A 13235-nucleotide genomic window follows, 5' to 3' on the forward strand; every position below is an offset into this window, starting at 1 on the left:
CAGTAACCGCCACGCTTACGCACGCTGCCGTCGACGTACGGAGTGACCCCGACGGCGACTCCGAACTACGCATGAACGTCCACCTCACTATCGACGACGCACCGGCCGAAACGCTCGGCGCGAAACTCGACGTGCTAGCCGACCACAACGTCCCCGCAGTCCTGTTCTGCGAGGGACGACGGCTGGACGACTATCCGGCGCTCGCGGAACACGCAGTCGAGTCGGGCTACCATCTCGGCAACCACACGTACTCCCATCCCCACGCGACTGACATCACCATCGAATCCTTCGAGCGAGAACTGGAACGCACCGAACGCCGCATCGAGGCGGTCTACGACCGCGCGAGCGTCACGCGCCCAGCCCAGTTGTTCCGATTCCCGTACGGAGACGACGGCGGCGAGCGAGCGCCACAGTTCCAGTGCGTCCTCCGCGAACACGGGTTCACGGGGCCGAACCATTCCGGTGCCGCCGGAACGGAGCGAGCGGACTGGTCGTGGACGCTCGACGTCGAAGACTGGAACACAGACGACATCACCGTGCTGCGCGAGCGCTTCGAGGGAGTTGCCAACGAATCGCGAGACGGCGACGAGATTTTCCTGTTCCACGACGCCAGCAACTCCGTCGAACTGTTCGAGACGTTCGTCGAGTGGCTCGACGACAGCGACCTCGACCTCGCGGACCCGCTGGATCTGATTCGGTAGTGCGCCGCGTCAGTCGTCGGTCGCGGCTTCCGGGCGGTAACCTCGGCTGATGGCCTTCCACTTCCCGGAGCGGAAGCGATAGTAGTTGATTGCGGCACCCGGCACGCTCTCCGCGAGGAACGAGAGGTGGACGCCGAGCAGTCCGAGCGGCGTCGTTGCGCCGAGGAAGACCAGCGGGATGGCGAACACGAACATGCCGACGGCGCGCCCGTAGAACGGCCAGTTCGTGTCCCCGGTCGCGTCCAGCGCGCCCGCGACCGCGCTCGTGACGCCCTGCGGGACGCACGCGACGCAGGCGGTGTACACGAGCCCCACAGCGACGGGCACAGCCGACGACGACGGGTCGCCGACGAACACGAGAACGATGGGGCGCGCGAACGCTGCGACCGTGACCGCCGCGACGAGGTACGCAGCGACCGTGAACGTGGTAATCTCGCGGCCGTACTGCTCGGCGGTGTCCTCGTCACTCCGCCCGAGCGCCTGCCCGACGAGGCTGGACGCGGCGAGCCCGAACCCCCAGCCGGGCGCGTTCATCAGCCCCCAGATGCGGCGGCTGATGACGTACGCGGCGACCACGTGCGAGCCGAACAACGCTAGCAGCGCGAGGATGGGGAACCGGGCGACCGTCCACACGGAGTTCCGCCCGACGACCGGGACGTTGATAGAGAGCAGGTCGCGGAGCATCCCCCACTGGAGGTAGCTGCCGAACCAGTCGACGCGAACCGGGAACGCCCCGACAACCGGCAGCCGAACGCCAGCGAAGCCGACCGCGAACGTGATGGTCACGAGGATACCCGCGAGAACCGTGCCGAGCGCGGCGCCCTCGACACCCATGTCGAGGACGAAGATGAACACCGCGTTGAGGACGAGGTTGACAGCCGCACCGGTGGAGCGTACGACCATCGGCGTCCACGCATCGTCGACGCCGACGAGCGCGCGCGACCCGATTTGGTTGAGGATGGCGAACGGCACGCCGGCCGCGAGCACACGGAGGTAGTCGGCGCCGTACGCGATAGCGACCGGGTCGTTGGACAGCACGTCGACGAGCGGCCGGGGCACGAGCCAGAACAGCGCTGTGAGCGGGAGCGCAATCGCCGTCACGAGGGCGACACTCGACCGCACCACCTGCCCGAGTTGGCTGTGGTCGCCGGCGCCGAAGTGCTGGGAGACGAGCGCGATAGTCCCGGCGGCCATCCCGCCGCCGATGGCGAACGACATCCCCCAGTACGGGCCCGTGAACCCCATCCCGGCGATGGCCGTCTGCCCGAGCGCGACGCCGACCATGGCGGTGTCCACGACGCTCCTCGACATTCGCGCGAGACCGGTGACGATGCGCGGCCACGCGAGGTCGGTCGTCTCCCGCGCTCGCTCGCCGCTGACGAGCCCGAGCCGGTCGAGCAGCGCGCCGATGCCCAGCAGTAGCAGTCGAATCGGATTCCGAGAGCGAACCACCGTACGCCGCCGCAACTCGCAGCGAGCCAATAAGTGTTGTTCCAGCGACCCGACCCGCCGATACCCGGGACATCCGAGAACCGCCGGCCTACGCGAAGTCCGGCCCGTCGACGGCCTCCTCGGCGGCCTCACGCCACGTGTACTCGGGCGTCCAACCGAGGTCGCGTTCGGCTTTTGCGGTGGTGAACGCGGCCTCGTCGCCGTCGGTATCACAGGGCGGCGCGTCCTCGAAGAGGGCGTCGAAGAGGTCGGCGGTGTCGACGTCGAGGTAGTTCTCGTCGGCGTGACAGAGGTACGCCTCGTGGCCGTCGATGTCGGTATCCAGCGCTGCCGTAATCATCGACGCGAGGTCGCGCACGTCGATGTACGACCAGAAGTTCCCGATGCCGCCGTCCGGCGGCGCGTCCTCGGAGCGTGCGGCCAGCTCGTCGATGTCGAAGGCCTCGCGGTTCTGTTCGGTCAGGTACTCGCCGGGGTACTGGACCCACGACGGCCGGACGGAGACGACGGAGACGCTGTGGCGGCGCACGGTCGCTTCTGCGACGGCTTCCCCGGAGACTTTCGAGACGCCGTAGGGGTCCTCGGGCCGGAGCGGGTGGGCCTCGTCAATGGGGACGTACTCGGGTTTCAGCACGCTGTCGGCGAACGGGAATCCGTACGCGGACTCCGAACTCGCCCACACGACGTCCGCGCCGACGCGCCCGGCGGCGTCGAGGACGTTGTACGCGCTCTCGATGTTGTTCGTGAACACTCGCGAACCGGCGTGGCTCGTCGGGTCCGGTATCGCCGCGAGGTGGACGACGGCGTCCGGGTCCGCGTCCGCAATCAGTTCGGCCGTCTCCCCGTGGTCGGTCAGGTCGACTTCGAAGAACGACGCGCCCTCGGGTCCGCCCTCGCTGGGGAGTCGCTGGTCGAGACCGACGACCTCGTGTTCGTCGACGAGCGCGTCGACCACCCACTGTCCGACGCCGCCGAGCGCACCCGTGACGACGACGGTCGATGATTTTGTACTCACAACGAGCGAGAGGGACGCCGACCCCTTCAATTCCGGGGACGCGAGGACGAGTGAGTCTTCGAGGCGTCGTTCGCGGCGCAGCGATTGAGTGACGGAGAACGCTCCGGTCATGCCGGATGACTTCGGCAGAAACTCGGCGTGGTTCCGAGGCCCAACCCCCGAATTTGTTCTGTCCTCCAGAACACTTATGGCCCTCATAGACAGTAAGTGACTACCATGGACGCCAAACATCCGGTACGGACAACGGAGAAAACCCTCGCGTTGGTCGAGGAGCTGATGGACCGAGGGCCCTGTGGCGTCACGGAGTTGACCGAGGGCCTCGACATGGGGAAGAGCGCGGTCCACAACCACCTCACGACCCTCCAGAAGCACGGTTACGTCCTCAAGACCGGCGACGAGTACCAACTCGGCCTGAAGTTCCTCGAAGTCGGGGGCTCCACGCGGAAGTCCATGGAGTTCTATCAGGTGGCCGAGCCGGAGGTGAAGTCGCTGGCCAGCGAGACCGGCGAACTCGCGAATCTCCTCGTCGAGGAACAGGGGATGGGCGTCTACCTGATGCGGTCGAAGGGTGACGAGGCCGTCGACCTCGACACGTACGCCGGACTCCGGACGCACCTCCACACGACCGCGCTCGGGAAGGCGATTCTCGCGTACCTCCCGGAGTCCCGCGTCGACGAAATCATCGAGCACCGCGGCCTCGAACAGAAGACACCGCGTAGCGTCGGCAGCCGCGAGGAACTGTTCGAGGTGCTGGAGGACGTCCGCGACCGCGGGTACGCCGTCGACGACGGCGAACGACTCGAAGGACTGCGCTGTGTCGCCGCGCCGGTCAAGGACTCCTCCGACGAGGTGCTGGGCGCGATGAGCGTCTCCGCGCCCGCCAGTCGGGTCAGCGACGACGACCTCCACGGAGAACTCCCCGAGCGAGTGCTCAGTGCCGCGAACGTCGTCGAACTCAACATCAACTACTGAACACTCGTTCTGTATCTCGGAAACAGGCTAGTCACTCGCTGAACGCGCGCTATTCGCGGATTCTACCGGGCCGTGGTGGGTAACTCGGAGGCAGGCAACGAATCCATTACAGTACTACGTATGTAATTCCTATCGCGGATTGGGCGACCCCTCGTTCTGTATTTCAGAACTAGGATGTGGCCGCAGACCGACTGCTGTTCAGCGGTGGTTGGCTGCGCGAAAACGCGGACCGGCACCCACCCGGGGAGGCGAGCACGGCTGTGGGGACAGACGCCGGAGAACACGCTGTTCGCGTACGCGGCACCTCCACCGGGTCGTGCAAGTCGAAACAGCGAGCAGACGCACTCAGTTCTTTCGGAACGCGGCGGTTCCACACCCGACCACACCGCTCAGGACTCGCGAGCGAATCCGTGCCGAATTGCGGCTTCTGTGGCGCTACAGGCCGTACAGCTCCTTCGGCCGGTCGTAGGCAACGTGCTCGACGAGGCGTTCGGCGTTCTCTCGCGGCATCCGGCCGCGCTCGACCATCTCGCCGACGACGTTCGCGAGCGAGCGCCGGAACATCTCGAAGCGGGAGCCGTAGGAGACGAGCTTCCGGGAGTCGCTGACCATGCCCGCGTGGTTCGCGAGCAAGTCCACTGCCGCCACCCGTTCGAGTTGGTTCTCGATACCGAGCGGGCTGTCGTTGAACCACCACGCTGGCCCGATGCTCACGTTCGGGTACGCCCGCGCGACGACCGTCGCGCTCGGGTAGTGCGTCGGGTCCAGCGTGTAGACGACAATCTCCATCTCGCCGTCGAAGCGGTCCAAGAAGTAGTCCAGCCCCTCGACGAGGTCGACGTCCTGCGTCGACACGTCCCCGCCAGCGTTCTTTCCGAGGTCCTCGTGCAGCGACTCGCGGTAGTCCCGCACCGCGCCGACGTGGAGTTGGGTCGTCCACCCCGCCTCGCTGTTCAACTCGCCGACGAACTCCAGCAGGAAGGCCCTGTAGTCGCGAATCTCCGCCGCCGAGAGGCTGGCGCCGCGGCGCGCCTTCGCGTACACGTCGCCGGCGTGTTCGACGCTGACCGGCCGGGAGACGGGACTCGTCCCGACGCCGACGTCGCAGGCGACGCAGCCGTGGTCGGCGAAGTAGTCGTGCGTCTCCGCGAGCGCGTCGAGGAACCCCTCGAAGTCGTCGACGTCGGCGTCGGTCACCTCGTCGAGTTCGGCGACGAACGTCTCCCACGCCGGGCCCTCGACTTTCAGCGCGCGGTCGGGCCGCCACGTCGGCCGGACGTCCACGCCCTCGACTTCCGTCTCGGCGCGCTCGTGGAGGCGGAGTTGCGACGTCGGGTCGTCGCTGCTGCACAGCACCTCGACGTTCATGTCCCGCAGCACCTGCTGTGGGCGCATCTCGTCGTCGGCGAGCTGGCGCTTCGTCTCCGCCCAGATTTCGTCGGCCGTGTCGGCGTTCAGCGGCGCTTCGATGCCGAACCGACGCCGCAGGTCGAGGTGGACCCAGTCGTAGGTCGGGTTGCCCGCGAAGTCCGGGAACACCGCCGCGAGGGCGTCCCACTTCTCGCGGTTGCTGGCGTCGCCGGTAATCTTCTCCTCGGGGACGCCGCGCTTGCGCATCAGCTGCCAGACGTAGTGGTCGGTCGCGCCCTCGACTTCCCAGATGTCGTCCCACGGCTCGTTCTCGACGACCTCCGCGAGGTCGACGTGGTTGTGCGGGTCGACGACCGGCAGGTCGGCAATCGAGTCGTAGAGGTCGACGGCGGCCGCCGAATCCAGCAGGTAGTCCTCGTCGAGGAAGCTCATGGCAGTATCTGCTCCGAGGTCGACAATAAAAGCTTGGACGCGCGGCTACGCGTCGGTCTGCTCCAGCAGCCCCTTCATGTACCCGACGGCGAACAGCCGACCCATGTCCGTGTAGCCGGCTTGGGCATCGTCGCGGTGACCCTCGTCGAGCATCCGGGGGACGTGGTCGGGGCGGATCGGCCCGTCGAAGCCCACCTCGCGGTACGCCTCCATCGCCGCGAGCATGTCCGTCGGACCGTCGTCCTGCCACGTCTCCACGAACTCCTCGGGCGTGCCGTCGACGTCCCGGAAGTGAACGAAGTGGATGCGGTCGCCGAACCGCCGAATCGTCTCGGGGACGTCGGCACCCATCGCCGCGTAGTTGCCCTGACAGAACGTCAGCCCGTGGTTCGGGCTGTCGTGGAGGTCGAGGATGCGCTGGACGTTCTCGACGGAGTTGACGAGCCGAGGGACGCCCCGTACGGACTCCGTGGGAGGGTCGTCGGGGTGGAGCGCGAGTTTCACGCCAGCCTCCTCGGCGACAGGGACGACTTCGTCGAGGAAGTGTTCGAGGTTCTCCCAGAGTTCCGCCTCGGTGATATCGACGGGATGGTCGGGCGCTTGCTCGGACTGCTCGTGGTCGTAGGCCGTCGTCCGGGAGTCCCCGCGCAGCGGCACCTCGTCGGACGTCCGGAGCACGCCGACCGGGTTCTCGGTCCACACCCAGCAGTAGACGTCGATGCCGGCCCGCCCCATGTTCCGAACGAGCTGTTTGACCGTCTCGATTTCCTCGTCGCGGCCCTCGCGGCCGAGGACCGTGTTCGTCATCGGCGGGCGGTCCTCGACGACATCCAGCGAGAGGCCGTGGTCGGCGAATCGGTTTTTGGCGGCTAGCAGCGAGTCGTACGTCCACCACTCGTCTTCGCCCCAGAAGCGGACGACGGCGGTCGAGAGGCCGAGCTGTCGGGCGAGCGTCCACCGCCGGTCGGGGTGCGGCGGGAGCATCGTCGTCGTGTCCATACGTCGCCTCTCGTGGACGCCCACAATAGTAGTTCCGTGTGCCGCGGCCGGGCCCGTTACTGCGCGCTGTCGTCGTAGCCGCCGTCGACGGTGATGACCTCGCCGGTCGTGAAGGAGGCGGCGTCGCTGGCGAGGTAGAGCGCGGCGCCGACCATCTCCTCGGGCGCGGCGACGCGACCCATCGGGGTGCGCTCGTCGACGGTCGCGCGGAACTCCGAGCCGTCTTCGAGTTTCGGGCCGGCCATCTCGGTCTTCACGAAGCCGGGGGCGATGGCGTTCACGCGGACGTCGGGCGCGAGGTCCGCCGAGAGCGCGCGCGTCAGCCCGTTCACGCCGCTCTTCGCGGCGCAGTAGGCGGCGCGGGCTTCGCGGGCTTGGTCGGCGGACATCGAGGAGATGTTGACGATGCTCCCCGACTCCATCTCCCGAGCGAACACCTGACACGTCTTGAAGACGCCGGTGAGGTCGACGTCGATGTCACGCTGCCACTCCTCGTCGGTCATCTCTGTGACTGGTGATTGAGCGACCGTTCCCGCGGAGTTGACGAGAATGTCGACGTCGCCGACGTCCTCGGTGACAGTGTCCCGCAGCGTTTCCAGGGAGTCGGCGTCGGTCACGTCACACCTCACTTCTGCGGTGGCAGCGCCGCGCTCGCGGAGTTCCTCGGCGACGCGCTCGACGGCGTCCGCGGAGCGACTGGTGGCGACGACGTCGGCGCCGTCCTCGGCGAACCCGAGCGCGATGGCGCGACCGATTCCTCTCGTCCCGCCGACGACGACAGCGGTCTTTCCCTCGACAGTTACGGACGGCACGCTCTCTGAAGCCATGTGCGACCGTTCCGCCGCCGGTGATTTATACGTGGTGGAACACCACGCCGCAGGCTCGACAGCGGGCGCGACTCACTCGACTATCGCGTCGAGGCGCCCCCGAGTGGCGACTATCGACCGTCCGAGTCGCCAGTGGTCAGTAAGAACCGTTCGACAACTACGATGAACTAACGACACCAATGATTAAATACTAACAATACGTAGGCGTGGGTGGAGTGAGCACACTCCATGGAAAGAGACAACGGCAGTTACGACAGTAGGCGGCGTACGTTCCTCAAAGCACTCGGCGCGCTCGGCGCCACGGCGGCAGCGGGCCCCGCCGTCGCCGGACAGACCGCGGCCGCACAGGCCGCGAACTACCACGAGTCGCTGCGAGCGGAACTCACAGCATCGAGCAGACAGAACAAGCAACTCCCGGCGGGCGAGTACGTCTACGACGAGAGCGAGGCCGCGACCATCGAGACGTTCTCGCTGGTCGGCGACGGTACAGCATCGACGGTTAGCGTCGACGCGGACGCCGTCCCGCACACGCAGGCCGAACGACTCGACGTCGCGGGCGCCGACGACCCGGCGGCAGTCGCGTATCGAGGACTGATTACCGACCACGACGTCGAGCAGGGCGACCTGCTCCTCGGCGTCGCGTGGGTGCGAAGCGACGACGACGCGGCGGAGGCGAGCGCGCGATTCGGCTACGTCGACGGTAGCGGCGAACGAGTCGGCGAGAACTTCGTCCAGCGCGGCGCGCACGTCGACCCGCGGGGCGAGTGGCTCCGGTACTTCTTCCCCGTCGAAGTCGGCGAGCGACCGAGCAGCGCCGACGTGCCCGCGCTGGAACTCCAGGCCGGGTACGCTGACCAGACGCTCGACGTAGGCGGCGTCGCGCTGTTCGACTACAGCGACGACGACGTCGGCCTCGGCACGCTCCCGCCGTACCACTACGAGGGGCGCGCCGAGGACGCCGACTGGCGGCAGGCCGCCCACGAGCGCATCGAACAGCACCGCAAGACCGACTTCGACGTCGAAGTGCTGAACCCCGGCGGCCAGCCGATGGACGGCGCGAGCGTCGACGTCGAGATGGTCGAACACGAGTTCGACTTCGGGAGCGCCGTCTCCGTCGAGCACGTCGTCGGCGACAGCGAGGACGACGAAATCTACCGGGAGACGTTCCTGGAGCACTTCAACAAGGCCGTCGTCGAGAACGGTCTCAAGCACCCCGCGTGGGAGGGCACGTGGGACACCGACAAGGACGACGTGCGGGCGACCCTCGACTGGCTGAACGAGCGCGACGTCCCGACGCGCGGCCACTACCTGCTCTGGGAGGAAGACCAAACCGGTGGCGGCGGCGGGATGAACGTCGACCCGGACCTGCCCGCCGACGAGAAGCGCGAAGTCATCGCCGAGAAAATCGCCGACCACGCCGCGGAGTTCGAGGGCGACGTCACGGAATGGGACATGCACAACCACCCCATCTGGCAGAGCAACTACCGTGACGACCCCGACCTCGGCTGGGACGCCATCCACGAGTGGTGGGAGGCCGCCGACGAGACCACCGACACGGAGCTGTACACCAACGAGATGGGCGCGCTCGGTGGGCAGTGGCAGCGCAGCCAGTACCTCGACTACATCCAGCACCTCGTCGAGAACGACTACCCCATCGACGGCATCGGCTTCATGGGCCACCACCAACAGCAGTGGGGGCAGATGCTCGACATCACGGGCGAGAACAGCATGGAGGAGGGCTTCGACCAGTTCGCGGCGTTCGACCTCCCGCTGCTGGTCACGGAGTTCGACATCGAAATCCATGACCGCCGGAACGCCCAGGACGTCGGCGTGCAGGTCGACTACACGCGTGACTTCCTGACGATGGCGTTCAGCAAGGAATCCGTAGAGGGCGTGCTCTCGTGGGGCTTCTGGGAGGACGACCACTGGCGACCCACGGGCGCCTACTACGACTCGGACTGGACGCTCCGGGAGAACGGCGAGCAGTTCCTCGAACTCGTCTTCGAGGAGTGGTGGACCGAGGAAACCGGCGAGACGGACGACGACGGCGCCTACCCTACACGCGGCTTCAAGGGCGACTACCGAATCACCGCGGAGAAAGGCGCGCTCTCCGGGGAGACGACCGTGTCCGTCGACGACGAAACCGAGACTGTCACCGTCGAACTCACGCCGCCCGGGAAGGGCGGCGGGAACGGTCGCGGGAACGGAAACAGCCCCGGAAACGGTAACGGTCCCGGAAACGGCAACGGCCCGAAGAACGCGCAGTGAGCGGTCCGCGTCGTCCCGTCAGTCCATCTGGACGGTGACGAACCCCGGGAAGTTGAGGACGAGCCGCTGGGTCGTGTCGCCGAACACCGCCTTCCCCGTGGGGGAGCGCTGGCGACCCACCGTGAAGACGTGGTCGCAGCCACGTTCGTCGGCGATTTCGATGATGCGCGGCGCCTCGACTTCCTCGGTGACGTCGGTGACCACCGAGTAGTCGACATCGAAGCCCTCCAGCGCCTCCTCGGTGACGTCCTCGGCGTACTGCTGGGCGACGCTCAGCGCGTCCGCGTCGCTGTAGTCCTTGTTCTCCACGCGGCCGATCTCGTCGAGCGCGGCCAGCGACTCCTCGAACTCCGCCTCGCTCAGCGGCACGTAGAGCACGAGCTCTGCGTCCGCGCCAGTCGCGTACGCGGCGGCCTCGCGGAGCACGCCGGCTGTACTCTCCCTATCGTCGACGACTACGAGTGCGTCTTCCATGGATACCGCCACGAACTCCCTCCGTATAAAACTCGGCTCTCGAAAGAGCGACCCCGGGTGGGCCGCGAGTGGACCGCAGGCGGCGTCAGTAGTTGTCGTAGACGGTTTTCTCGATGGTGTAGAATTCGAGGCCTTCGTCGCCCTGTTCGCGCCACGTCTCCGAGGACGAGCGCTTGAAGCCGCCGAAGGGCACGTGGAGTTCCAGGCCAGTCGTCTTCTCGTTGACTTTGACGACGCCGGCTTCGGCCTCGTCGACGAACCGATTCGCTTCCGTGTGGTCGTCAGTCACGACGCTCGCAGAGAGGCCGTATTCGACATCGTTGGCGGCTTCGAGACCTTCCTCGAAGTCGCTGACTTTGATGACGGCGACAACCGGGCCGAAGACCTCTTCCTGAGCGATGCGCATGTCGTTGTCGACGTCCGTGAACACGGTCGGTTCGACGAAGTAGCCGTCACCGAGGCCGTCGGGCGTATCACCGCCAGCCGCTAGGGTCGCTCCCTCGTCCCGGGCGATGTCGATGTATTCGAGCGTGGAGTCCAGTTCGCTCTGGCTGACCTGCGGCCCCATTTCGGCTTCGAGACCCGGCCCGATGTCGATGGATTCGGCCTCGTCGACGAGCGCGTCGACGAACTCGTCGTAGACGTCCTCGTGGACGATTGCTCGGGAGCACGCCGTACACGACTGTCCGGTAGTGCCGAATCCGCCGTTCGCAACGATTTCAGCGGCTTCTTCGGGGTCCGCCGAGTCCGCGACGAGCGTGGGGTTCTTCCCGCCCATCTCCGTCTGGACGCGCTTGCCTTGGTCGGTCGCTTGGTCGTACACCATCTCCCCCACCTGACTACTGCCGGTGAACGAGACGGCGTCGGTGCCCTCGTTCTCGATGAACTCGCTGCCGACGCTGCTGCCGGGGCCGGTGACGACGTTCAGCACGCCGTCCGGGAGGCCGGCTTCGTCGAGCGCCTCGGCGATAGCGAGAACGACACCGGGCGCGGCGCTGGCGGGCTTGAGGACGACCGTATTGCCCGCGGCGAGCGCGGGTGCGAGTTTCCACGCCGGAATCGCAATCGGGTAGTTCCACGGCGTGACGAGTGCTGCGACACCGACCGGCTCCTTGCGCGTGTAGAGTGTGGTGTCGGGGCTGCTGGAGGCTTTCATCGTGCCGCCGAGGTCGGACGCCTTCCCCGCGAAGTAGTGGAAGATGTCGATGGCTCGCTGTACCTCGCCCGCTGCTTCGGGGCGAGCCTTTCCTTCCTCTTCGACGAGCATCTCCGTGAGTTCGTCCTTGCGGTCGGCGAGGATGCTGCCGGCCTGTCGGAGGATGCGTCCGCGCTCCGGACCGGGTGTGCTCGCCCACTCGTCCTCGGCAGCGACGGCCGCGTCGACGGCCTCGGTGGCGTCGGCCGTACTGGACTGCTGGTAGCTCGCGACCGTTTCGCTGGGATTTGCCGGATTCTCGACGTCGAACGTCTCGCCCGTCTCCGAGGAGACCCACTCCCCGTCGACGTAGTTCTGGTTGGTCTCGGTCACACTCGAAACGTCACAACTCACCCATACCATTCTTACGATTCCGGCACTCCCCAGTCCGGCGTCCAGTACACTTTTGAGGAGCGCCACGAACCCACACACCATGTCCGCACCCGACTACCTGCGAAGCGTCCGCAATCGCGACTGGGAGCACCTCGAATCCGGGACGCTGCGCGTCGCGATGGTGAGCCTCGGCTGGTGGACTCGCGAGCAAGCGATGCCGGCCGTCGACGATTCGGCGTTCTGCGAGACCACCGTCGTCGTCAGCAGCAGCCACGAGAAAGCCGAGGAGGTCGCCGAGGAGACGCCGACCGTCGAGGCCGCACTCACCTACGAGGAGTTCGAGGCCGGCGAGGCCACAGACGAGTACGACGCGGTCTACGTCTGCACGCCGAACGCGCTCCACCTGCCGTACGCGGAAGCCGCCGCCGACCACGGGAAGGCGGTCCTCTGCGAGAAGCCAATCGAGGCGACCCGCGAGCGCGCCGAGGCGCTCGTCGACGCCACCGAGGATGTCCCGCTGATGGTCGCCTACCGGATGCAGACCGACCCACAGGTCCGCCGGATGCGCGAACTCGTCGCCGAGGGCGCCATCGGTGACCCCGTGGCCGTCCACGGGAGCATGACCCAGCAGATGCTGGACGTCGTCACCAGCGACACCGACCAGTGGCGCCTCGACCCCGACCTCGTCGGGTACGGCGCGACCGTGATGGACCTCGGCATCTATCCCATCAACACCGCGCGGTTCGTCCTCGACGCCGACCCCGTGAGCGTCACCGCGCAGATGCACTCCGAGGACGAGGCGTTCCGCGACGTCTCCGACCAGCACGCCGCGTTCACGCTGCAGTTCGACGACGGCACGTACGCCGCGTGTACGGCCAGCCAGCACGCCGCGCGCTCGGGCCACCTGCGCGTCGTCGGCACCGACGGCGAACTCCGCCTCGAACCGACGTTCCTCGGGGAGTCACCGCAGACGCTGACGCTCCGCGTCGACGGCAAGGAGATGGAGATAGACGACGGCCGCCGGGACGTGTTCGGTGACGAGATGACCGAGGAGTTCGACTACTTCGCCGACCGCGTGCTCCGCGAGGAACCGATTCACCCGGACGGCGACCACGCGCTCGTCGACATGCAGGCGCTCGAAGCCGTCTACGAAGCCGCAGAAACCGGCACCACAGTCTCGCTGTAGCCGCGCGCTC

The 13235-nt window shown here is 67.0% G+C and carries 11 protein-coding genes; 4 read left to right on the top strand and 7 right to left on the bottom strand.

Annotated elements, in window-relative coordinates:
• Positions 1–71: 71 nt before the first annotated feature.
• The gene (locus AVZ66_RS06530) at positions 72–701 is read left to right on the top strand and encodes a polysaccharide deacetylase family protein (RefSeq protein ID WP_058982964.1); all 630 of its coding nucleotides are present in this window, start codon (positions 72–74) and stop codon (positions 699–701) included.
• Between the two features lie 9 nt (positions 702–710).
• On the opposite strand, the gene AVZ66_RS06535 is transcribed toward AVZ66_RS06530, so the two are convergent.
• Together AVZ66_RS06535 and AVZ66_RS06540 are read right to left on the bottom strand one after the other, a co-directional pair.
• The gene (locus AVZ66_RS06535) at positions 711–2153 is read right to left on the bottom strand and encodes an MATE family efflux transporter (protein ID WP_058982967.1); all 1443 of its coding nucleotides are present in this window, start codon (positions 2151–2153) and stop codon (positions 711–713) included.
• Between the two features lie 88 nt (positions 2154–2241).
• Positions 2242–3279: an NAD(P)-dependent oxidoreductase gene (locus AVZ66_RS06540; protein ID WP_082678792.1), complete on the bottom strand. Its 1038-nt coding sequence runs from the start codon at positions 3277–3279 to the stop codon at positions 2242–2244.
• A gap of 105 nt (positions 3280–3384) precedes the next feature.
• On the opposite strand from AVZ66_RS06540, the gene xacR reads away from it, so the two are divergent.
• Complete coding sequence (gene xacR / locus AVZ66_RS06545; protein ID WP_058982969.1) at positions 3385–4140, top strand: HTH-type transcriptional regulator XacR; 756 nt, start codon at positions 3385–3387, stop codon at positions 4138–4140.
• A 435-nt stretch (positions 4141–4575) separates the two neighbouring features.
• Here xacR and uxaC read toward each other — a convergent pair whose 3' ends face one another.
• Genes uxaC through AVZ66_RS06560 form a run of 3 tightly spaced genes read right to left on the bottom strand, consistent with a single transcriptional unit; the run spans position 4576 to position 7769 of the window.
• Entirely contained in the window at positions 4576–5943 is a 1368-nt protein-coding gene (gene uxaC, locus AVZ66_RS06550) for a glucuronate isomerase (RefSeq protein WP_058982971.1), read from the bottom strand.
• Positions 5944–5988: 45 nt separating this feature from the next.
• Positions 5989–6942: a mannonate dehydratase gene (locus AVZ66_RS06555; RefSeq protein ID WP_197407729.1), complete on the bottom strand. Its 954-nt coding sequence runs from the start codon at positions 6940–6942 to the stop codon at positions 5989–5991.
• Positions 6943–6998: 56 nt separating this feature from the next.
• Entirely contained in the window at positions 6999–7769 is a 771-nt protein-coding gene (locus tag AVZ66_RS06560) for an SDR family NAD(P)-dependent oxidoreductase (protein WP_058982973.1), read from the bottom strand.
• 228 nt (positions 7770–7997) lie between these two features.
• Between AVZ66_RS06560 and AVZ66_RS06565 the strand changes: the two genes are divergently transcribed.
• Positions 7998–10037 carry an endo-1,4-beta-xylanase gene (locus tag AVZ66_RS06565; RefSeq protein WP_058982976.1) on the top strand — a complete coding sequence of 680 codons (2040 nt, stop codon included), beginning with the start codon at positions 7998–8000 and terminating at the stop codon, positions 10035–10037.
• Positions 10038–10055: 18 nt separating this feature from the next.
• Here the strand turns inward: AVZ66_RS06565 and AVZ66_RS06570 are convergent, their stop codons facing one another.
• Together AVZ66_RS06570 and AVZ66_RS06575 are read right to left on the bottom strand one after the other, a co-directional pair.
• Entirely contained in the window at positions 10056–10511 is a 456-nt protein-coding gene (locus AVZ66_RS06570; protein ID WP_058982977.1) for a universal stress protein, read from the bottom strand.
• An 85-nt stretch (positions 10512–10596) separates the two neighbouring features.
• A complete protein-coding gene (locus tag AVZ66_RS06575) occupies positions 10597–12039 on the bottom strand; it encodes an aldehyde dehydrogenase family protein (RefSeq protein ID WP_058982979.1) in 1443 nt (480 codons plus the stop codon).
• A gap of 100 nt (positions 12040–12139) precedes the next feature.
• On the opposite strand from AVZ66_RS06575, the gene gfo6 reads away from it, so the two are divergent.
• Positions 12140–13225, top strand: a complete 1086-nt coding sequence (gene gfo6, locus AVZ66_RS06580; protein WP_058982981.1) for a D-xylose 1-dehydrogenase Gfo6 — start codon at positions 12140–12142, stop codon at positions 13223–13225.
• The last annotated feature ends 10 nt before the right edge of the window (positions 13226–13235 follow it).

The sequence above is a fragment of the Halobacterium sp. CBA1132 genome (genome assembly GCF_001485535.1).
In the GTDB taxonomy this organism is placed as follows: domain Archaea; phylum Halobacteriota; class Halobacteria; order Halobacteriales; family Halobacteriaceae; genus Halobacterium.